This is a genomic window from Pseudomonas sp. FH1, assembly GCF_000510895.2.
Classification (GTDB): domain Bacteria; phylum Pseudomonadota; class Gammaproteobacteria; order Pseudomonadales; family Pseudomonadaceae; genus Aquipseudomonas; species Aquipseudomonas azotoformans_A.
Genome location: NZ_AOHM01000009.1, coordinates 73,981 through 94,450, shown reverse-complemented (window position 1 = coordinate 94,450; position 20,470 = coordinate 73,981). Strand labels below are relative to the sequence as shown.

Annotated in this window: 20 protein-coding genes; 5 read left to right on the top strand and 15 right to left on the bottom strand. The window is 62.6% G+C overall.

The genetic code is table 11. The annotated features are described in order from the left end of the window. Positions 1-17 precede the first annotated feature (17 nt). Positions 18-1,241, bottom strand: coding sequence for a D-amino acid dehydrogenase (locus H096_RS04940; protein ID WP_033897092.1), 1,224 nt, complete (start codon positions 1,239-1,241; stop codon positions 18-20). A gap of 108 nt (positions 1,242-1,349) precedes the next feature. Between H096_RS04940 and H096_RS04935 the strand changes: the two genes are divergently transcribed. Continuing rightward, positions 1,350-2,252: a LysR substrate-binding domain-containing protein gene (locus H096_RS04935; protein WP_033897091.1), complete on the top strand. Its 903-nt coding sequence runs from the start codon at positions 1,350-1,352 to the stop codon at positions 2,250-2,252. On the opposite strand, the gene H096_RS04930 is transcribed toward H096_RS04935, so the two are convergent. Further along, positions 2,247-2,864 (bottom strand): hemolysin III family protein, encoded by a 618-nt coding sequence (locus tag H096_RS04930; protein WP_016976069.1) that lies wholly within the window; start codon positions 2,862-2,864, stop codon positions 2,247-2,249. The genes H096_RS04935 and H096_RS04930 overlap by 6 nt on opposite strands. Positions 2,865-3,027: 163 nt before the next feature. Between H096_RS04930 and H096_RS04925 the strand changes: the two genes are divergently transcribed. The 3 genes from H096_RS04925 to H096_RS04915 are packed head-to-tail and all read left to right on the top strand — an operon-like array spanning position 3,028 to position 5,088. Continuing rightward, complete coding sequence (locus tag H096_RS04925; protein WP_033897087.1) at positions 3,028-3,594, top strand: chromate transporter; 567 nt, start codon at positions 3,028-3,030, stop codon at positions 3,592-3,594. Beyond that, positions 3,594-4,136, top strand: a complete 543-nt coding sequence (locus H096_RS04920; RefSeq protein ID WP_033897086.1) for a chromate transporter — start codon at positions 3,594-3,596, stop codon at positions 4,134-4,136. The genes H096_RS04925 and H096_RS04920 overlap by 1 nt, the downstream gene beginning before the upstream one ends. A gap of 37 nt (positions 4,137-4,173) precedes the next feature. After that, positions 4,174-5,088, top strand: a complete 915-nt coding sequence (locus H096_RS04915) for a LysR substrate-binding domain-containing protein (protein WP_033897085.1) — start codon at positions 4,174-4,176, stop codon at positions 5,086-5,088. Between the two features lie 81 nt (positions 5,089-5,169). Here H096_RS04915 and madM read toward each other — a convergent pair whose 3' ends face one another. The 11 genes from madM to H096_RS04860 all read right to left on the bottom strand — a co-directional run bounded on the left by madM (position 5,170) and on the right by H096_RS04860 (position 13,563). Then, positions 5,170-5,934: a malonate transporter subunit MadM gene (madM, locus tag H096_RS04910; protein WP_010207194.1), complete on the bottom strand. Its 765-nt coding sequence runs from the start codon at positions 5,932-5,934 to the stop codon at positions 5,170-5,172. 1 nt (position 5,935) lies between these two features. Then, on the bottom strand, positions 5,936-6,340 hold the full coding sequence (gene madL, locus H096_RS04905; RefSeq protein ID WP_033897084.1) for a malonate transporter subunit MadL: 405 nt from the start codon (positions 6,338-6,340) through the stop codon (positions 5,936-5,938). Between the two features lie 67 nt (positions 6,341-6,407). Then, positions 6,408-7,307 (bottom strand): malonate decarboxylase subunit epsilon, encoded by a 900-nt coding sequence (gene mdcH, locus H096_RS04900; protein ID WP_033897083.1) that lies wholly within the window; start codon positions 7,305-7,307, stop codon positions 6,408-6,410. After that, positions 7,304-7,891: a malonate decarboxylase holo-ACP synthase gene (locus H096_RS04895; protein WP_033897082.1), complete on the bottom strand. Its 588-nt coding sequence runs from the start codon at positions 7,889-7,891 to the stop codon at positions 7,304-7,306. Before H096_RS04895 ends, mdcH begins: the two co-directional genes overlap by 4 nt. Further along, positions 7,885-8,655: a biotin-independent malonate decarboxylase subunit gamma gene (gene mdcE / locus H096_RS04890; RefSeq protein ID WP_033897080.1), complete on the bottom strand. Its 771-nt coding sequence runs from the start codon at positions 8,653-8,655 to the stop codon at positions 7,885-7,887. Before mdcE ends, H096_RS04895 begins: the two co-directional genes overlap by 7 nt. Continuing rightward, positions 8,652-9,494 (bottom strand): biotin-independent malonate decarboxylase subunit beta, encoded by an 843-nt coding sequence (locus tag H096_RS04885; protein WP_033897079.1) that lies wholly within the window; start codon positions 9,492-9,494, stop codon positions 8,652-8,654. Before H096_RS04885 ends, mdcE begins: the two co-directional genes overlap by 4 nt. Next, positions 9,487-9,786, bottom strand: coding sequence for a malonate decarboxylase subunit delta (locus H096_RS04880; RefSeq protein ID WP_033897078.1), 300 nt, complete (start codon positions 9,784-9,786; stop codon positions 9,487-9,489). Before H096_RS04880 ends, H096_RS04885 begins: the two co-directional genes overlap by 8 nt. Further along, entirely contained in the window at positions 9,786-10,619 is an 834-nt protein-coding gene (locus tag H096_RS04875) for a triphosphoribosyl-dephospho-CoA synthase (protein ID WP_033897077.1), read from the bottom strand. Before H096_RS04875 ends, H096_RS04880 begins: the two co-directional genes overlap by 1 nt. Beyond that, positions 10,620-12,290 carry a malonate decarboxylase subunit alpha gene (gene mdcA, locus H096_RS04870; RefSeq protein ID WP_033897076.1) on the bottom strand — a complete coding sequence of 557 codons (1,671 nt, stop codon included), beginning with the start codon at positions 12,288-12,290 and terminating at the stop codon, positions 10,620-10,622. It lies immediately after the preceding gene. 297 nt (positions 12,291-12,587) lie between these two features. Then, positions 12,588-12,827: a DUF6124 family protein gene (locus H096_RS04865; protein ID WP_033897075.1), complete on the bottom strand. Its 240-nt coding sequence runs from the start codon at positions 12,825-12,827 to the stop codon at positions 12,588-12,590. Between the two features lie 331 nt (positions 12,828-13,158). Beyond that, positions 13,159-13,563, bottom strand: coding sequence for a hypothetical protein (locus H096_RS04860; protein WP_033897074.1), 405 nt, complete (start codon positions 13,561-13,563; stop codon positions 13,159-13,161). Positions 13,564-13,774: 211 nt separating this feature from the next. Here H096_RS04860 and H096_RS04855 point away from each other — a divergent pair, with 211 nt between their 5' ends. Then, complete coding sequence (locus tag H096_RS04855) at positions 13,775-14,062, top strand: HigA family addiction module antitoxin (RefSeq protein ID WP_033897073.1); 288 nt, start codon at positions 13,775-13,777, stop codon at positions 14,060-14,062. A gap of 150 nt (positions 14,063-14,212) precedes the next feature. Here the strand turns inward: H096_RS04855 and H096_RS04850 are convergent, their stop codons facing one another. After that, positions 14,213-14,668 (bottom strand): chemotaxis protein CheW, encoded by a 456-nt coding sequence (locus H096_RS04850; protein ID WP_033897072.1) that lies wholly within the window; start codon positions 14,666-14,668, stop codon positions 14,213-14,215. After that, a complete protein-coding gene (locus H096_RS04845) occupies positions 14,661-20,456 on the bottom strand; it encodes an Hpt domain-containing protein (protein WP_033897070.1) in 5,796 nt (1,931 codons plus the stop codon). The genes H096_RS04850 and H096_RS04845 overlap by 8 nt, the downstream gene beginning before the upstream one ends. Positions 20,457-20,470 lie beyond the last annotated feature (14 nt).

Below are 20,470 nucleotides of genomic sequence, written 5' to 3'. Positions count from 1 at the left end.
CTTCTTTTGCAACCCGATCAAATCAGCGCTGGCTCAAGGCCCTGCATATCAATGGAAGGGGCGCGCTGGCTGATCAGCTCGGCCAGCAGTTGGGCGCTACCGCAGGCCAATGTAAAACCCAGCGCGCCGTGGCCAAGGTTTAGCCACAGGTTGCTGCAGGTACTGCCGCCAATCAGCGGTACGCCGGTCGGCGTCGCCGGACGCATACCGGCCCACTCCACCGCATGGGTGTAATCGCCCGCCAGTGGAAAGGTCTCCATGGCCTGGCGTTTCATCAGCGCAAGGCGCTTGGGTTCAAGGCGGGCGTCGAAGCCAACGATATCCACCATCGCTGCGACCCGCAGTTGCTCACCAATACGCGCGTAGACGATCTTGCGGTCGTAGTCGGTGATACTCACATTCGGCGCCTGGTGTTGAGCACCAATCGGTACGCTGAGGCTGTAACCCTTGAGCGGGTACAGCGGCAACGGCACACCCAACTCGGCGCTACGATATCCGGCCGCCAGCAGCAGATGCTCAACGGGCATCACCTCATCCCCTAACTCGATGGCCTGCACTGTGCCCGCGGCATGGCGAATGCCGGTGACCTTGCGGCCCAGCAAAAACCGGCAACGTCCCGACGCTTCCAGCCGCGCCGCCAACTGCTGGCAGAAGGCATGACAATCAGCGACTTCTTCATTCGGCGTGTAGATCCCGCCGACAAAACCACCGTCCGCCAGCGCGGGTTCGAGGCGTGCGCAATCGGCGGCTGAGACCACTTGCTGTTGCAGGATATCGGTGACCTTGCTGCGCGCCTTTTCAAAGGAAGCGCCACTGCGAAAGGTCACCAGCTTGCCGTTGCGTCGCCAGTCAAAGCCGTCCAGGCGATCATCCTCGCGCCATTGCTGCAAGGTGTCTTGGCTCAGCGAAGCCAGGCGCAGCAGATGCGCGGCATTGCGCTTGTTTACCGAGCCCCGACAGGCACCGAGAAACGCCGCCATCCAGCGCCACTGCTGCGGGTCGAGGCGCGGGCGCAGCTTCAAGGGAGAGTCACCGCGCAACAGCCAACCGATGGCTTGCAGCGGCACACCCGCATCGGCCAGTGGCGCCACGTAGCGATAGGACAGTTGACCGCCGTTGGCGAAGCTGGTCTCGCTGCCCAGGGTCTCGCGCGCGTCGATCACCGTCACCTCATGACCGGCACGCACCAACGCATAGGCGCTGGCCAAGCCAATCACCCCACCCCCGATAATGCACACCATTTGCGCCGTCCGCCGTTGAATCCAGAGGTCTCAAGCCTAGGGGCAGGTGACAGGCCGCTGACAATGAATAAAGATGGCTCACCTATAAACAAAGGTTATGGACGTGCCATGCGCTTGCGTCATATCGAAATCTTCCAGGCCATCCGCCAGACCGGCTCCGTCAGCGCCGCCGCGCAGTTGTTGCATGTATCGCAACCGGCGGTGACCAAGGTGCTGCAACACGCTGAATTGCAGCTGGGCTTCCCGCTGTTCCTGCGAGTGCGCGGCAAATTGCAGCCCACCCCGGAAGCCCTGGCGCTGGAAAGCGAAGTGGAGAAAGTCACCGAAAGCCTGCAAGGCGTGCGACGCCTGGCCAAGAGTCTGCGCCGTGCACCAGGCCAGAGCGTACGCATCGGTGCGATCCCGGCGCTGGCCTTGTCACTGCTGCCGCCGGCGATTCTGCAATGGAAGCGCGACTACCCGGACATGGCCTGCGAACTGTCCAGCGACCATAGCCGCGAGCTGGTGCAGAAGCTGCTGATGCGTGAGATCGACCTGGCGCTGACGCTCAACTTCTCCGGCCATCCGGGGTTGACCACGCAGGTGCTGGCCAACGGCGTGCTGGTGGCGCTGGCGTCCAAAGGCTATTGGTCCGACGCCGAGCTGAGCCAGCCATTGCCCCTGGCGAATCTGGCAGGCACGCCGCTGATTGGCCTGTCCAGCGCCGACCCGCTGGCCGCGAAACTCGACAGCTACCTGGAAAACGTCGACCCACCGCCACGGGTGACAATCGCCGTGCAAACCTACTCCCTGGCCCGTGCCATGGTGGAGTCCGGCGCCGGCCTCACAGTCATCGACCCCTTTACGGCCCTGGGTGCCTCGACGGCCACCACGTGCATCCGCCCGCTCACGCCACCGCTGCCGATTACCCTGTACGCCCTCACCCGCGCCGATGAACCGCCGCCGCACATGCTGGCCAATCTGCTGCAGATCTTTGGCCAGCGTGCCCGTGAGCTTCTGGAGCGTTTATAGGACGTAATGCATGATCGCCACGAAGTGCAGCAAACTCCCGCCGATCACAAATAAATGCCAGATTCCATGGGAGTGGCGCAGGCGATCCTCCAAGGCAAAAAAGATGATGCCGACGGTGTATAAAACGCCGCCCGACGCCAGCCAGATAAACCCCGCCGTGCCCAATGCGGCAAGCAGCGGCTTGACCGCCACCAGCACAATCCAGCCCATCACCGCGTAAATCACGATCGACAGGATGCGCGCCTCGGAGCGCGGCTTGATCTCCTGCAGAATGCCGATCACCGCCAGCCCCCACACGATGCCAAACAGCGTCCAGCCCCACGGCCCTCTCAAGGTCACCAGGCAAAACGGCGTGTAGCTGCCGGCGATCAGCAGGTAGATCGAAAAGTGATCGACCTTCTGCATGATCTCTTTTCGCCGCCCCTTCACGCTGTGGTACACGGTCGAGGCGCTGTACAACACCATCAGGGTAAAGCCATAGATCGCCACGCTGACAATCTTCCAGGGGCTGCCGTCCAGGCTCGCCACCACCAACATCCACACCGCGCCGATACAGGCCGCAACCGCCCCAAGCAAATGGCTCCAGGCGTTGAATCGTTCCCCGTGATACATGTGTCACTCACCTCGAATAACCGTTATCACCTTGAGCATTCTGACGCCACCCACTCACTATCAGGTAACACCCTTTCTTCATTTGCACGAACACTACCGCCCATTGGATGATTCACAGCGGCGCCTACAGGGGGCGCATCCGCCCCAATCATTGGTGTTGACCATGCTCGAGTTTGAACCCGACGCGCCGCAACCCAGCCTATGGCAGCTGTTTTACAACTTTGCCATGGTCGGCCTGTTCGGCTTTGGCGGCGTGATGCCCTGGGCGCGGCAGATGATGGTCGACCGCAGGCGCTGGGTCAGCGAACAGGCGTTCAATGAGCTGCTGACCACCGGCCAGTTTTTCCCCGGTCCCAATATCGCCAACGTCGGCATCATCTACGGCCGTCGCCTGCATGGCCTGCCCGGTGCGGTTGTGACCGTGTGCGGGCTGTACCTGTTCCCTTCGCTGATCACCGTGCTTGCCGGATTCGCCTATACACAGTGGTGGAGCCATGAGGTGGTGCAGCAGATTTTCGGCGCGGTCATGCCGATTGCCACCGGCCTGATTCTGGGCACCACCCTGCGCCTGCTCAAGGCCATGCCCAGGACGGTCGCCAACTACGTCGCGTTCCTGATGACCTTTGTGTTGATGGCGATCCTGGTGCTGCCGCTGTGGATGGTGCTGTTGATCTGCATCCCCAGTTCGCTGGCGCTGGGCTTCATCGATACACGCAAGGGAGCCCACTGATGCAAGGCACGCTCCTGCACTTGATGATCCAATGCGCGCTATGGTCGTTGATGTCGATCGGCGGCAACATGGTTGCCATCGGCGATATCCATCGCTACTCAGTCAACGACATGAATTGGCTGACCGACGCACAGTTCGTCGCGTTCTTCGCCCTATCCCAGGCGTTGCCCGGCCCCAATGGCATGCTGTTGGTGTTTATCGGCCAGCAAGCCGCCGGCCTGCCCGGCGCCATCGTGGCCTTGCTGGCCAAGCTGGTGCCGTGCTCGGTGCTCACCTACCTCGGCGCCGGCTGGCTGGAGCGCCATACCGATACGCCGTGGGTGCAGCGGGTCAAGCGCAGCCTGCTGCCGATTTCCATCGGCCTGATCCTCGCCGCCAGCTACATCCTCATGAACAGCCTGGAAAGCAACGCCACCAGCCTGGTGCTGACCCTGGCCAGCGCCGCCGTGGTGTATTACACGCGGCTGAATGCGATCTGGCTGATCCTCCTCGGCGTGCTATTGGGCCTGTGCAGTGCATGGCTGGGAGCGGACTGGTTTTAGGGGCACAATCGACGGCATTCGAACCAGAGCCACGGCCATGCTGATCGACGAAGAATTCACCCTCAAAAAGCTCGAGATCTTCCTGGCGTTCATGCGCACCGGCAACCTGGCCCGCGCTGCCGCCGAGCTGCAAACCAGCAACGTCAGTGTGCACCGCGCCATCCACTCCCTGGAAAACGCCCTGCGCTGCCCGCTGTTCAAACACGAAGGGCGCAACCTCACGCCGCTGGAAAGCGCCTACGTCCTGGAAGAGCGCGCGCAGAAACTGGTGGCCGATGTGGTCGACAGCGTGCGCCTCACCCGTGAAGCCGCCGGGTTCTCCGCTGAACGCTTCAAGCTCGGCTCGCTGTATTCGCTGACGGTGAAGACCGTGCCGCAACTGATCATGGGCCTGAAGATCCGCCGCAGCGAACTCAACATCGACCTGATCCTGGGCTCCAACTTCGACCTGCTCTACAAGCTCAAGAACATGGAAGTGGACGCGATCCTCATCTCCCTCGACGAGCACGCCAACGACCCGGACTGCGAACAGATCGCGCTGTTCTCCGACGATATCTTCCTCGCCACCCCGGCGGATTCACCGTTCGACCGCGATCAACAGATCGACCTGGCGGATGTGCGCGACGCAACCTTCATCACCCTCACCCAAGGCTTCGCCACGCACCAGGATGGCAATCGCGTGTTCAAGCAGGCGGGGTTCGAGCCGAAGGTGGCGATGCAGGTCAATGACATCTTCACGCTGTTGAGCATGGTCAGTTCAGGCGTGGGTTATGCGCTGCTGCCGGGCAGGATTGCGGCGGTGTATGAGAACCGTGTGAAGTTGATACCGCTGCAACCCCGGTATCGGTTGCAGCAGCATATTGGCGTGGTGTTCCTGAAGGCCAAGGAGCGTGATCCAAACTTGTTGGCGTTGTTGGCGGAGTGTCGGATGTATGCCAATCGGCAGGTTTGACCCAACCTTGTAGGAGCCCGGCTTGCCGGCGATGGCGATTTCAAGGACGCCATCGCCGGCAAGCCGGGCTCCTACAAGGAACTAACCGACCAAGCCGCGCACGATGAAATAGAGCAACGAAGGCCCGAGCAAGCAACCCAACCCGGTATGGAACGTCGCCGTCAGCGCGCCATACGGCACCAGCCGCCGATCTGTCGCAGCCAAGCCAGCGGTCACGCCGCTCACCGTGCCGGCCAACCCACCAAACACCATCGCCGAACGTGGGTTATCCAAGCCCATCCAGCGCGCCGCCACAGGCGTACCCACCATCACCAGAATCGCCTTGATCAACCCGGTGGCAATCGACAGCGCCATCACATCCGACGTCGCGCCAATCGCCGCACCGGTCACCGGGCCGACGATATAGGTCACGGCACCCGCGCCAATGGTGGTCATGCTGATCGCATCGCGATAACCAAAGGCCCAGGCCATGCTCGCGCCGACGATAAACGGCAGGATCGTGCCCAGCAGCAACGCGATCACACCGATCATCCCGGCCTTGCGCGCCTCGGTGGCTTGCACTTCAAACGCGGTGGCGACGATGGCGAAGTCGCGCAGCATCGCGCCGCCCATCAGGCCGATGCCGGAGAACAGCGCCAGGTCCGCCAGACCTTTCTGGCCGCCGGTGATCGTGCCGCCGACCCAGGCCAGGACCAGGCCGATGACAATGGCAATCGCCGAGCCATGGATGCGCCCAAAGGTCAGCCGCTTGGACAGCACCACGGAAATCCACATCACCACGCCAACAAAGGCAAACGCGGTGATCAGGCCGTTATGCTCCAAACCTTTTTCGATGAGATCCCACATATCAGCGGCCTCCCGCAGGAACAATCAGTGGTTCCTCAGCGGGCAAGGGTTCGCCCTTGTGGGTACGGCTGATCAGCGCGATGGTGCAACCACACACCACCACAGAACCAATCGCCGCGAGTACCGCCACCGGCCCACCGTGCAGGGCGGTGACCACGTTTTGTTGCGCAGCCATCGCCACCACCACGGGGATGTACATCGCGCCCCAGAAGCCCACGCCAATTTCGCAATCCTTGGTCATGCCGCCGCGTTTTTGCATCCACAGGCGGGCGCAGATCAGCAGGATCATCGCGATCCCCACCCCGCCCACATTGGATTTGACGCCCAGCAACACGCCAAGCATGTCGCCCATGATCACGCCCGCGAGCGTGCAGATCGCCAGCAATGCCACACCGTAGATAATCATTGTTGTTGTCCTCAAAGTGCTCGATCGAAATTGTTGTTGTTGTGCTTCGAAAGCCTTGGGTGCTGCTTTATCGGTGGCGGCGCTCCTCCTCTTGCAGCAGGGCCTGCAAGGTGTCCAGGCGCGCGCCTTCGCAGGCGATCACCGTGCCTTGTTCGAATACGCGGCGTGACAGACCAGTGAGCACGGCGCCGGGCGGCAGTTCGATCTGCAGGCGCACGCCACGCTCGTAGGCGCTTTGCACAGTGCCGCGCCAGTCGACGATGCGACACATGTTGAAGGCCAGGTCATCGCGCAATTGTTCGGGGTTGTGGATCGGCCGCGCACGGGTGCTGCTCAGGTAGGTGATGCGCGGTGCCTTGAGCGGCACGAAGGCTTGCGCCAAAGCCTGGGCTGGCTGCTCCAGCAACGCGCAATGGGACGGCACGCTGACGGCCAGACGCTTGGCAATGCCGTTGCCTTTGATGCGACTGGCGACAAGCTTCATGGCTTTGTCGCTGCCGGCGATCACCGTCTGGTTGTCGGCGTTGATATTGGCCAGGTACACCGGGGTTTCGGGGCTGTAGATTTCGGCCAGCAACGATTCGACGGTGGATAACTCCGGCCCGATGATCGCGGTCATGCCGTAGCCCTGTGGATAAGCGTTTTGCATCAACTCGCCGCGCAGGCTGACCAGTTTGAGCGCGTCGGCGAAATCCAGCGCACCGGCAATCACCGCTGCCGGGTAAGCACCGATGGACAGCCCTGCGACGTAATCCGGCGTGTGCTGCAGCAAGCGGGCGTGGGCCACGCCGGCGATCAGCAGGCAAAGCTGCACGGCGCGGGTACTCGCCAGGGCGTGCGCCGAATCCAAGGCGCGAACGTCTTCACCCAAGGCTTCGCTGGCGTGTTCCAACACATCGGCCGGCAACGCCTGGAGCATGCCCGGACGTTGGGCGCCCTGGCCGGGGAAGACCAAAAGGCTGCTCATGCTACGGCCTGCCAAGGGTCGAGGACGAGGTGCGCACCGTTGACCGTTTTCAACAGCACCCGCCGCGATGGACCGGCCCATTCGCGCAGGGCGATAGCGCCGAAAGGTGTTTGCAGTTGCATATCCACGGCGCACGCGGCCTTGTCCAAGGTTGCCAGCAAGTCACGTGCGTCGTTGCGATCCAGCGGCTCGGGCGTGCGCAGCATCAGGTCCAGATCGCTCTGGGCATGCAGCGCTTCAATGCCCGTGGCCAGCTCAAAACCCGCGCTGCCCGTGACGCCCCAATTCAACAGCGCCAGCAGTGGCCGCAGTTGATCGAGTGCGTGCAAAGCCGGTAAGTCCCGCGTCGAGGTAACCTCACGCAGCGCTTGCGGCGTGACTCGCCGCTGCACCGCGGCAATCGGCATCTCGGCGGCAAACCGCTGCTCGCGCAAACGCCCGCGCACGCCCACCGCAATCCAGCCCGGCGCAACGATTGCGCGACGCACCACCACCGTGCCTACCGCCTCCACCGCCCACGCCGGAGCCTCGGCAGGCAGATGCGCCGGGGTCATGCCCCAGAGCAAGTCGTGGGCGTTCACCATTGCTCCCGCAGCAGTTGGCGTACGTGGCTGGAAGCGGCGCGATTGGTCGCACCGAGGCGGCCGCTCAAGTCGGTGCTGCGAATATCCTTGATCGCACTCACCAGGCAATCGCTGACCCGCGCCACATCCTCCGGCGTGGGCTGTTCAATCTGGCTGACCGACAAGGTTTCCCACAGCAACCCCAGGCTGGCGTAACTGTCGATGTCGTAGGCCATGGGCGGCACGCTGGCGGCCAGGGCTTCCAACTCTTCAACGCTGCGCAGCGTCACGCGCGCGGCCGAGGCCTTGCCCATGGCGTGCACCATCACACCGGGATCGCGCAGGGCAATCAGGCGGTTGGCTTGATACCCATGGGCGAGAAACGCGCCGGACATCGCCTTGCCCACCAGCAGCGCGATCACCGGGTGCCCGGCCAGTCGAGCACGGGCGTAGCTGTCGGCGGCGGCGGCCAACGCCTGGTGGATACCGAGGGCTTCTTCGCGACGGCCATAGGCTTGGCTCGGTACATCGACGATGGCGATGATCGGGCGCTTGTCACCACGGGCGATGGCTTCATCGACGGCCTTCGCCAGGCCCCAGCCTTCCAGCAGGCCGACTTCGCCATTGCGTGCGCGGGGGAAGCGGTTTTGCGCGTCGGTGACCACAGCGATATAGCGCACAGGCTGCTCACCCAGCACACCATCGGCGACTTTCAGCGAGTTGGGCAAACCCTCAACGGCTGTCGCTCCGGCGCTCAATGCGTTGAACCACTGCAAACCTCTCATGAGCGATCTCCTTGAAACAGCGCGCGTACCGTCGCCGGGTCGATTTGCGGCGTGGCGTCCAGTTCGGCCAAGCGCGCCAGGTAATAGTCGGCCTGGCGGCTGCGTTGTTGGGTGGGCAGGCCTTGTTGTAGTAATGCGCTGACGGTCTGTTGAATCTCGGCCACATCGTCAGCGACATAGCGATCGGCCAAAGCGCTGTTGAAGCGTTGCTCACCGCCGGTCAGGCTCCAGATGAAAGGCCGATCGCGGGAGTCGTACTCCTCAAGCCCCGCTTCCTGTTCGATGACTTGCGGGCCATTCAAACCCAGGCGTGCTTCGCGGGTGACAACAAGGTAACTGCACAACCCAGCGGCGATGGACATGCCGCCAAAGCAACCGACACTGCCCGCCACCACGCCGATCACTGGCTGGTACTGGCGCAGATCGACAATCGCCGCGTGAATATCCGCGATGGCCGCCAGGCCCAGGTTGGCTTCCTGCAAGCGCACACCACCGGTTTCCAGCAACAAAACGGCGCGGGTCGCAATGCCCTTGCGATTGTCTTCGGCTGCCAGCTCTAGGGCGCCGGCGATTTTTGCACCGCCGACTTCACCGAGGCTGCCGCCCTGGAAGTTGCCTTCGATGGCGGCAATGACGACAGGTTTTCCATCAATGCTGCCCTTGGCGATCACCACCCCATCATCGGCCTGGGGCACCACGCCTTGGCGACTGAGCCACGGCGACATGACGCGCTGGAACGGGTCGATCAATTCACGGTAGGAACCGACGTCCAGCAACGCCTTGGCCCGCTGCCGCGCGCCCAATTCAACGAAGCTGTGTTTGGCGAGTAAGTCAGTCATGGCCGATCTCCTCGAAACCCTGCTCCAGGCGCAAACGCACCACGCCGGGGGTGGCGCCGAAATCGTGGATATCAATGTTCAAGGCCGGTGGCGTCTGTTCCTGGAAGATGCGTTCGAACAGATGTTGCCAGCGTTTTTCGGCGCCATTCACCGAGGTCTGCACCTGGATGGTCAGCGTGCCCGGCGTACCCGGTTCCAACAGCACTTCCAGGTCGCCCGAGCCAACGCAACCCACCAGCGCACGGCCTTTTGGCGGCTGCCCGGCGGGGAATTCAAAGGACAAGGTTTCCATCACAACGCTCCGTCGAGGCGGTCGATAAACAGGCAGGCGGCCAACAGGTCGGCGGCGCCGCCGGGGGAGGCATTCAGGGCCAGCAGTTGAAGGTCTAACTCATGCAATTGGCGACGCCCGGCCAGCGTTGCGCTGCCACCTGCATCGAGCACCGCTTGAGCACCCTGCTGCATCGCTAGCAGGCCTTCGGGACCGGCACGGTAAAGCACGCAGGTATCGGCCAGTTCGGTCATGATCGCCAGCAAGGCATCCAGGCGGGCGTTCTGTTCGCCCGCATTGTGCTGGCGGCTTTTATGCAGTTGCGGCAGGCCACGTTGCACCACCGAGGGAAAGCCCAGCTGGGCTTCTTCACGGGCACCGCGCGCGCCGTAGCGTTGCGCGACCTGGGCGCCATGGCTCATGGGTTGCGGCGCGTATCGGTCGTTGAGCAGGGCTAATCTGGCGGCGTTCAGGGTGATAGAGCGCGATTCCAGCGCTGCCGCTGCGGTGAGCAAACCGAGGGCCCAGATTGCGCCACGATGGGTGTTCACGCCGTGGGTGGTGACGAGCATCGCTTGCTCACCTTCACGACCAATGCGCCCAAGGGCTTCGCGCAGGGGCAAGCCGACTTCACCGAACTCAATCGCGGCTTCGGCCATTTCCTTGAACATCGGCCACAGCGACAACGCCGAGGCGTGCATCAGGCCCAAGTGCAAATCGCTATGGGCGCCGTTGCCGCGCCGGTCGACCAACGCAGGTTTTGGCGACAGATCCGCTTCATCGATAAGCGCATCGACGGCCATATCCGCCAGGCGTTCAGCGAGGGTCAGTTCATGCAGTTTGAGTGCGCGCATTTACCAGCTCCTGAATTTGGCGGGCGGGTTGTAGAGGCCACCGGACCACTCCACCAGGTCGGCGACGCTCTTGGCGGCCAACAGCTCGCGGGTAGCGTCGGTGCGACGAATCCCCAAGTCTTCGGGCAAGGCAATCAAGCCTTCGCGGCGCATGCGTGCGGTGTCCTTGGGGTTATGCCGCAGGCCGATGGCGGTCACCCCGGCGACGGCGGCGATCATCGCCTGGCGCTCCTCAAGGGAACGCGCCTTGTACAGGTAGGCAATGCCTTCTTCGGTGAGCAGGTGGGTGACGTCGTCGCCGTAGATCATGATCGGTGCCAGGGGCATGCCGCTTTTGCGCGCCACTTCCACCGCATCGAGGGTGTCGACGAAGGTCGGTTTGCCGCCTTCCTGGAAAGTCTCGACCATTTGCACGACGAGTTTTTTGCCGCGCTCCAGCAGCGCTTCCGGCGCATCGCCGTGACGCATATCGAGCCAGGCTGGTGTGCCATGGCGACGACCACGGGGGTCGTGGCCCATATTCGGCGCGCCACCAAAACCGGCAAGGCGGCCACGGGTCACGGTGGAGGAATGGCCGTCGCCGTCGACTTGCAGGGTGGCGCCGATAAACAGGTCCACCGCGTATTGGCCAGCGAGTTGGCAGAACATCCGGTTGGAGCGCATCGAGCCGTCGCGACCGGTGAAGAACACATCCGGCCGGGCGGCGATGTAGTTTTCCATGCCCAGTTCGGTGCCGAAGCAATGCACGCTTTCGACCCAACCGCTTTCGATGGCGGGGATCAGGGTGGGGTGCGGGTTGAGCGTCCAGTTGCGGCAGATCTTGCCCTTGAGGCCGAGGGATTCGCCGTAGGTGGGCAGGATTAATTCAATGGCGGCGGTATTGAAGCCGATGCCATGGTTCAGCGACTGCACATTGTGTTTTTCGTAGATGCCACGGATCGCCATCATCGCCATCAACACGTGCACCGGCTTGATATGGCGCGGGTCGCGGGTGAACAGCGGTTCGATGTAGAACGGCTTGTCGGCCACCACCACAAAATCCACCCAGCTCGCCGGGATGTCGACGCGGGGTAAGTCCGTAACATCGTCCACCAACTGGTTGACCTGCACGATCACGATGCCATCGCTGAACGCGGCGGGCTCGATCAACGCCGGGGTGTCTTCGGTGCTGGCGCCGGTGTAGATATTGCCGGCGCGGTCGGCCATAAAGCCGGCGGAAAGCACCACGTTGGGGATCAAGTCCACCACCAGCCTTGCGTAGAGTTCGATATAGGTATGGATCGCGCCGATTTCCAGCAGGCCGTCTTCGAGCAACTGACTGATACGCAGGGATTGGGTGCCGGCGAAGGAGAAATCCAGCTTGCGGGCGATGCCTTTTTCAAACAGGTCCAGGTGCTCGGAACGGCCGACGCTGGGCATGATCATGTGTAAATCGTGGAGCTTGGCGGGGTCGGTTTTAGCGAGGGAGCGCGAGAGGAAATCGGCCTGTTTCTGGTTGTTGCCTTCCAATACCACGCGGTCGCCGGGGAGGATCAGCGCCTCAAGCGCTTCGACGATCTTGTCGCATGGCAGTACCGCGCCGTCTGCAAACTGTTTGACCAGCCCGAGCCGCCGCTGCTTCTCGTCGCGCCGCCGCGTCCAGCGCGAGTCGGGGGTGATTGTTGTAGTCATGGTCGCTCCACGGGTTTGCTGTCGTGGGCTGTACCTTAGGAGTGATTGAGGCGGCCATCAATCAAGCTGGGCGGTGGATCGTTACGGTTGGGGTAATAGAACATCAGCAAATGCTGGTTTTGACCGAATGAAGATCAAAGTGTGGGAGCGGGCTTGCTCGCGAATGCGGTGTATCAGATGCAGATGTATTGGCTGACACCCTGCATTCGCGAGCAAGCCCGCTCCCACATGTGTTGGGTAGTGTTCTTTAAGGAGCGGTCCCAAGCAGGGAACGATCAGTCCCTGTTTGGGACCGTTTCAAGAGGCTGGCGATGGGCTGACTTGCTCCAACGCTCTATCAACCAACAACTGACCCAACTCTACCATTTGCTGAATCCCGAGCATGATCGCGCGCTGGGAGGTGTCCAGGTCGAAGGCGAGATTGCAGGTCAGTGCGTTGAGCGAAGACAGGGTTTCGCTGGCGTTGACCAGCAGGGTTTCGGTGTTTTCGTGCGGGTTTACGGTGAAGAGCGGCGGATTGGGGGTAGGTTTGACCATGATTTACAGCTCCGATATGTGATGGAGACTGCCCTCTTCCGCTTGCACGCGAATAAAGGTGGCAGCTGTGCGCAGGTGTGCAAGACCGGGCATATCGGACCCCGGCAGACCCCGAAGGGTCTCCCACGCACAGCCGCCATAACAAATACAGCAGGCATAAAAAACGCCCGTTGGATGGCTATGGGCGTTGGTGCGCCGATATGTAACCGGACTTGCACGTCCGTGTCACCGTTTTTTGCGATGACAGGACAAAGACTAGGCGCGCTGACGGCACGCGACAAGTTCATGCAAGGCCCAAAATCTTGCAGGAAAAATCCGAGGGCCTGCCGGCTTACAACTTCATGTCTACGCTCACAGCCCCCACCCCTTCTAGCGGGTAGCTGCGGTATTCATAAACCTCCCCACGAACAGTGACGTGGATGAGCCCAGCCACCCGGCTCACTTGGACTGCAGGCTCTTTGGTTTTCATAAAGGGATGTGCCGAAACCAGCGCTGTCAGTATCTCCCGATCACTGCCTAATTCCTTATGAACGTAGTACCTGTAGGAGAACCCCACTGTCGCACCGCCCTGGCCGTCGCGTGCTCCATAAATCGAGCTGCCGTTGCCCAAGGAATGCTTCAACACGACTTCATCCAGATCCGGCATTCCTGGGGATAGGAACCAACTGGCACCGATATAAATCAGGCAAACCACGAGTAGGCCATTACGCAGTTGAGACTTTAACGGAACGGTCATTTTCGGCTCCTTTTTGGTAGTGAGAAGCGCGGAACCTAGCCACCCCGCTTAGGCCTGAAAACCCACCAAATCCAAATGCAGAAGTCGCCTACAGCAATTACATCCAATCCTGACAAAGCTTTCAGGTTGTTGCTCGGAACCCGTTTCTCTAGCATTTTTTTTCCGAACCCCGCCACGGGCGAACGTCATGAATCCAAACACTAAGCCTGATATGACCCTGCACACCCCCCCTCACCCAGGTGAAATCCTGCTTGAAGATGTAATCCCTGCCCTGGACATTACCATCACCGAAATGGCCCGGCGCCTGGGATTCGCCCGTGAGACGTTTTCGAGGATTTTGCATGGGCGTGCGCCTGTCAGTCCTGACTTGGCGGTCCGGCTTGAGCGGGCAGGTGTGAGCACTGGGCAGTTATGGCTGTCGATGCAAAGCGCCTATGACTTGTGGCAGGCCGAGCATCGGGAGCAGCCGGTGATTGAGCGGTTTGCGCGGATTGAATAACGAGCACGATCTAGCGGGCACAGAAGATCAAATGTGGGAGCCGGCTTGCCTGCGATGGCGGTGGGTCAGCTAGCTTATGTGTGAGTGACACTCCGCTATCGCAGGCAAGCCCGCTCCCACAGTAGGTCCCGCTGAATTGGAGAATAGTGCTCAGGCCAGGCCGGATTCGACCAGCAGGGCTTCCAACCCCATCAAATCCGGCACCTTCGCCACATGCTCCCCCACCTGCACCGCCGCCAGCTCCAGCGGGCACAGCGGCACGTCGACATAACTCAACTCACTGTCGAGCTTGTACGACCGGGGAATCCCCTGGATCACCAACGCAATAAACTTCAACGTCGGCCGCCCACCCAACGCGTTCAGCACCACGATCCGCGAGCGTTCGCCGGTCACGCTGGCTTCGCCGCACACCGCTTCAAAGCTGATCAGCGGGATTTGCCGATCGCGCCAGGTTACTTGGCGCAAATACCACGGCGGTGCATCACTGGCCGGTTCGCCGCGCTGGAAGTCGATCAGTTCGGCGATGGCGACGTTGGGCAGCACCAGGTGGCGGTCGGCCAGGGGTAGCAGCAGGCCGGTGAGTTGGCTGGCGCGGTGGTCAAGCATGGGACTTGCTCCAGTAGGCGATGCTTTCGAGCAGCACCGATTCCTGGTACGGCTTGCCGAGGTAGTCATTCACGCCGATGGCCATGGCGCGGTCGCGGTGTTTCTGGCCGGTGCGCGAGGTGATCATGATGATCGGCAGGCGCATCAGTCGAGGGTCGTTGCGCACTTGGGTGGCGACTTCGAAGCCGTCCATGCGCGGCATTTCGATGTCGAGCAGCATCAGGTCCGGGGTGTGTTCTTCCAGCACGGCGAGGGCGTCGATGCCGTCTTTGGCGGTGAGCACGTTCATGCCGTTGCGTTCCAGCAGGCGGCTGGTGACTTTGCGCACGGTGACCGAGTCGTCCACCACCAGCACCAGCAACGGACGCTTTTTCAGCGGGTCGTTGAGGATCAGCGGCGCATCCACCGACTGGGCCGGCAAGGCCGGTTGGCGCGAACGGATATGCGCCAGCAAGTCGATGATTAACACCACGCGGCCGTCGCCCAGAATCGTCGCGCCCGACAGGCCCTGCACGCCGGCAAACTGCGGCCCCAGGCCCTTGACCACGATCTCTCGCGTGCCGGCCATGGCGTCCACATGGATCGCCACGCGCCGCTCATTGCATTGCACCAGCAGTACCGGCACCGGTTGATATTGGCCCAACAGTTTCGGGCGGCTGACGGTGTGCAACAGGTCGCCCAGGTAGAACAGCTCGTAACGCTGGCCGGCGTATTCATAACGCGGCGGATCCTGCTGGTAATGCCCGGCCAACTCATGGGGCAACACACGCACCAGGCCTTCGATGGTGTTGAGCGGGATCGCATATTGATCGTCCGCACATTGCACCATCAGCGCACGGTTGACGGACACGGTGAACGGCAAGCGAATACGAAAGTGCACGCCCATACCCGGCGTCGAGTCGATGAACATCGAGCCGCCCAACTGACGCACTTCTTCATGCACCACATCCATGCCCACACCACGCCCGGAAATCTGCGTGATCTTTTCCGCCGTGGAGAAGCCCGGTTGCAGGATGAACTGCAACACGTCGCGGTCGCTGATCTCTTGATTCGGATCGAGCAAACCGCGCTTGATTGCCTTGCGCCGCACCGCCTCCAGCGGCACACCCGCGCCGTCGTCGCGCATGTCGAAGACGATGTCGCCACCTTCGTGGGTCAAGTCCAGGGTGATGCGGCCTTTCTCCGGCTTACCGGCCAACAGCCGCGCATCGCGGGACTCCAGCCCATGGTCGACGGCGTTGCGCAGCATGTGTTCCAGCGGCGCGGCCATGCGTTCCAGCACGTTGCGGTCCATCTCGCCTTCGGCGTTGCCGACGATGAACTCCACGTCCTTGCCCAACTCGCCCGCCACCTGGCGCACGATGCGCTTGAGGCGCGGCAGCATGCGTTCGAACGGCACCATGCGCGTGCGCATCAGGCCTTCCTGCAACTCGGTGTTGATACGCGCCTGTTGCTGTAACAGGTCGTGGGCGTCTTCATTGCGGCGCTCAAGGGTGTCCTTGAGGTCGAGCAAGTCAGAGGCAGATTCGGACAACGCGCGCGACAGTTGCTGCAACTGCGAATGGCGGTCCATTTCCAGCGGGTCGAAGTCTTCATAGCCCAGGCGCTCGGCCTCGGCTTGCTGGCGGCTGAGGATGCGGCCCTGGGTCTCGGTGTCGAGGCGACGCAGTTGGTCGCGCATGCGTTCGATGGTGGTTTCCACTTCGGTCAGGGCGATGCGTGCGTCGTTGACTTGCTGTTCGATACGGCCACGGAAGATCGAGGTTTCACCGGCCAGGTTGACCAGGTCGTCGAGCAGCTCGGCAGAGATCTTCACCATGTCGGCCATCGGATCGACGACGGCCTCCACCTTGCCCGCCGGCAACGCCAATGGCGTCACCGGCTCATCGCTCGGGTGCACCAGGCTTTTGATGCGCTCGATGAGCTTGTCCACCGAGCCGACCGGCAAGCCGTCCGCCACCGCGTCGATCATCTGCGCCAGGCGGTCGTGGCAGCCTTGCAGCAATGCGAACAACGCCGGGGATGGCGCGAGCAAACCGGCGGACAGGCCTTCGTAGAGAAATTCCAGTTCATGGGCCAGGTCGCCGATGGGCGCGATCTCGACCATGCGCGCGCCACCCTTGAGGGTGTGCAGGTCGCGCAGCAGGGTCTCCACTTCCTGGCGATTGCCGGGCTCGGCCTGCCAGCGCGACAGTGCAGCACTGGAGCTGTCGAGGATGTCGGCGGCCTCTTCGAGGAAGATATCCAACAGCTCAGGGTCGGCACCAGACGCAGGCGGCGCGGCGGCCGGTGCCGCTGGCGCGCTGCCTTGGCGCAGTGCACGCACCCTGGCGATCAGCTCGGCGCTGTCGCTCAAAGGTTGGTGATGGTGCAGTTCTTCAAGCTGCAAGGCCAGGCGTTCATGGCTCGCCATCAGCACCTGGGACAATTCGGCAGAGTAGCTGTAGCGGCGGTCCACCAGCCCTTCGTACAGGCATTCCAACTCGTGGGCCAGGTCGCCAATCGGCTCGATTTCCGCCATGCGCGCGCCGCCCTTGAGGGTGTGCAGATCGCGTTGCAACGATGACAACGGCGCGGCGTTGTCAGGCTCCAGCAACCAGCGCTTGAGCGACTGCCCGGCGCTGTCGAGGATGTCCACGGCTTCTTCGAGGAAAATCTCGACGATCTCGTCGTCCATCGTCGTTTGCTGATCCAACTGCTGTGTGGCGGCGCCCAGTTCGGCAATGCTCAGCGCGCGGCTGCCATCGCTTTTGATCAGGCCGGTGGCGGACGGGTCGAGGGCTTCGTCCAATAACTCGCGCAAGGCTTGGACACGGGCCGGCGCCGGGCTGATTTCCTGGCCGGCGGCCAGTTGGTCGAGCATGCTGATCAGCGCTTCATGGGCCTGTTCGGCCTCATGGAAAAACCGCTCGCTGACCGCCAGGCTGCTTTCCTCAACGGCGCCGTACAGGTCGAGCAAGGCTTCGCAGAGTGCGTCGATGGCATGCAGGTCTGCGACGTGCGCGCCCTCCCCCAGCGTGGTCAATTCGTCCAGCAGCGCGGTGAGTTCCTGGCGTTCGCCGGGGTGTTGCTGCCAGCGACGTAGCAGGCTTTCGGCGTCGAGCAGAATGTCCATGCCCTGGGCCAGGAAGTTGGCGATCAACTGTGGATCGCGCTTGAAGCGCACGTCGAGCAGTGCTTCAAGCTGCTGATCCAGCAGGCTTTGGGTGCGGTTGATCAGGTCCTCTGCGCCGTTGATCGGCGCCAGGGGATCGTTGTCCAGATCGCGCAGTCCCCGCTGGAACAGGCCTTCGGCTTCCAGCAGCAACTCCACTTCGTCCAGGTCCAGCGGCAGGCGGTGGGCCTTGTATTCGCGGGTCAGGTGGTCGAGCGGGCGTGCCAGCTCGGCAATCGGCAACACGCCAGCCATGTAGGCGCTGCCCTTGAGGGTGTGCAGGGCGCGTTGCAGCTCATCGCTGACTTGCAGCGGCACATGCTCGGCGGCCTGTTGCAGGAAGTGGTTGAGGCTGTCCAGATGGCTTTGGGCTTCGTTGCGGAAAATCTCCAGCAGCATCGGGTCATGAGGCTCGGCGGTCAGCGCGGGTGTACCGCTGGCCAAGGCGTGGGCACGGGCGGCCAGGGCGTCGACTTCATCGCGTTGACGCTGGTCGTCGATGGCAAAGTCAGCGATCAACTCCGGCAGCAAGGCCACCGCTTCGTCCAGCACCTGCTGCACGTCGGGGCCAAGGTTCACGCTGCGCTCCAGCACACGGTTCAGCAGGTTTTCCACCGCCCAGGCCAGCTCGGCCAAGACCAGGGCGCGCACCATGCGGCCGCTGCCTTTGAGGGTGTGGAAGGCGCGGCGCATTTCGGCCTGGGCGGTTTTGTCCGCGCTGTTGGGCAGGTAACGGTGCAGCACCTCGAGGACTTCGTCGGTCTCCTCAAGGAAGACTTCGCGCAGTTCATCGTCGATGGGTTCTTCATCGGCCGGCGGCGGCAACAGGCTGCCGGGGCGTTGCAGGGCCGGCGGGTTCAGCCGCGACGTGGGGCTGGCGAGTGCGTCGAACTGGGATTGGCTCGGCGTAACCTCGGCCGAGAGCGCGCCATCCGGTGCAACCAGGGCCTGGCGCCAGGGTTTTTCGGCGGGCAGGTAACCCAATGCGGCCAAGCCTTGGGTGGCCAGTTCCAGCACACGCTCACCCGCCGCATCCGGATCCTGGAGCATGCGCTCCAGGTAATACTCCAGGCTGCTGATCACGTCGGCGAAATGCGCCAGTTGCCTCTCGGAGGGCGGTGCATCGTTGCCCATCAGCTGCTCGTCGACGTAATCGGTGCAGCCACGCATCAGGCTGGCCGCGCGGGGCAACGGGATCATCGCCAGGGCGCCGCGCACCTGGCTGAGCAGCTCCGGCAGGGACTCCAGGCGCTGGCGGTCCCAATCAGCTTCGATGCAGTCGATCACCAGTTCCTTGGCTTGCTTGAGGCACTGGCAGGATTCACGGATCACCAACTGGTGGATCTGGGTCAGGTCGGTGGTGGGAAGGCGGCTTTCTTCGCGGCTTTCCGGCTCGACGGTGCCGACCATGCCCGCCAACGTGGCTTCGACGTAGAGCAAGGCGCCGGCGACATCCATCAGCACGGCGTCGTTGGGTGCTCGATGGCCCTGGGCCAGGCTCAGCACCACGGCGAGTTGGTCGATGATGACTTTACGTGGCTGGCCGAAGCCCAGCACCGCCAGGGTGTCGGCGATTTGCCGCAGCGGCGCGAGCAGCGCATCAAGGTCGCTGGTGTGCTGGCGGTCGCTGCGTACGAACAAGTCGAGGCGTTCTTTGACCCGCACCAACTCTTCACACAAGGCGCCCAGCACCGAGCCCATGGCGTTGCGATCGGGCCCGGCCAGGCGTGCATCGACCACCGCGCTGTCAGGCAAGGCTTCATCCAGGCCGTAGCGCTCCTTCAGGCTTTGCATGCGCGGCGTTGGCCGGGTGACCTTGGCGACATAGAACAATAGGCTCTTGAGCAGCTCATCCGGCGCCGGCTGGTTGATGCCGCCAATGCCTTGGGCCAGCAGGCGCTTGAGTTGTTTGTCGCTGGCCTTGAGCAGGCTGCGCAGTGCCGGACTGTTGGCGATCACGCCAGTGAGCATGCCTTCGACCAGTGCCGAGGTGACTTGCCACAGCGGCAACAGCGGCGCGCCTTGGCACAGTGCTTCGAGGCGTGCGAACACCCGCGCCATGTCTTCCAGGTTGCTGGGGCCATGGTCTTCACGCAGCAGCCCCGCCAGCGCCTGCTGTAAAAGCTGGTGCCACTGGCGCAGTTGCTCTTTCAGGTCGGGTACCGCGCGTTGGGCCAGGGCCTCATCCGGCAGTGACGCGATGGTCAGCAGTTGCGGGCTGAACAGGCTGGTTTCCGACAACAGGCTTTCGCCGTGCGCGCTGCGCAGGTCATTGAGCAGTGGCAACACCACCAACGGCAGGTCGCGGCGGGCGCTGTGCACGCGGTCCAGGTACAACGGCAATTGAGTCAGGGCCTGTTGCAACAGGCGGATGCTTTCGTCGCGCTGGCTGACGCTCCCGGCTTGCAGGGCCAGCGCCAGTTCTTCGATTTCCTCAGCCAGCAGCGCCGCGCCGTAGAACTCGACCATCTGCAACGCGCCATGCACTTGGTGGACACACGCCAGGCACTCGCTGATCGCTTCGGCGTCTGTAGTCTCGACATAAGCGTCGAGCGCCGAGCGAGCCTGTTTCAGGGTTTCGGCAATGTCGCCCTTGACCCATTCGAGGGCCACGTAGTCGTGCCGATCAACCATAACTGCTCCGCGTT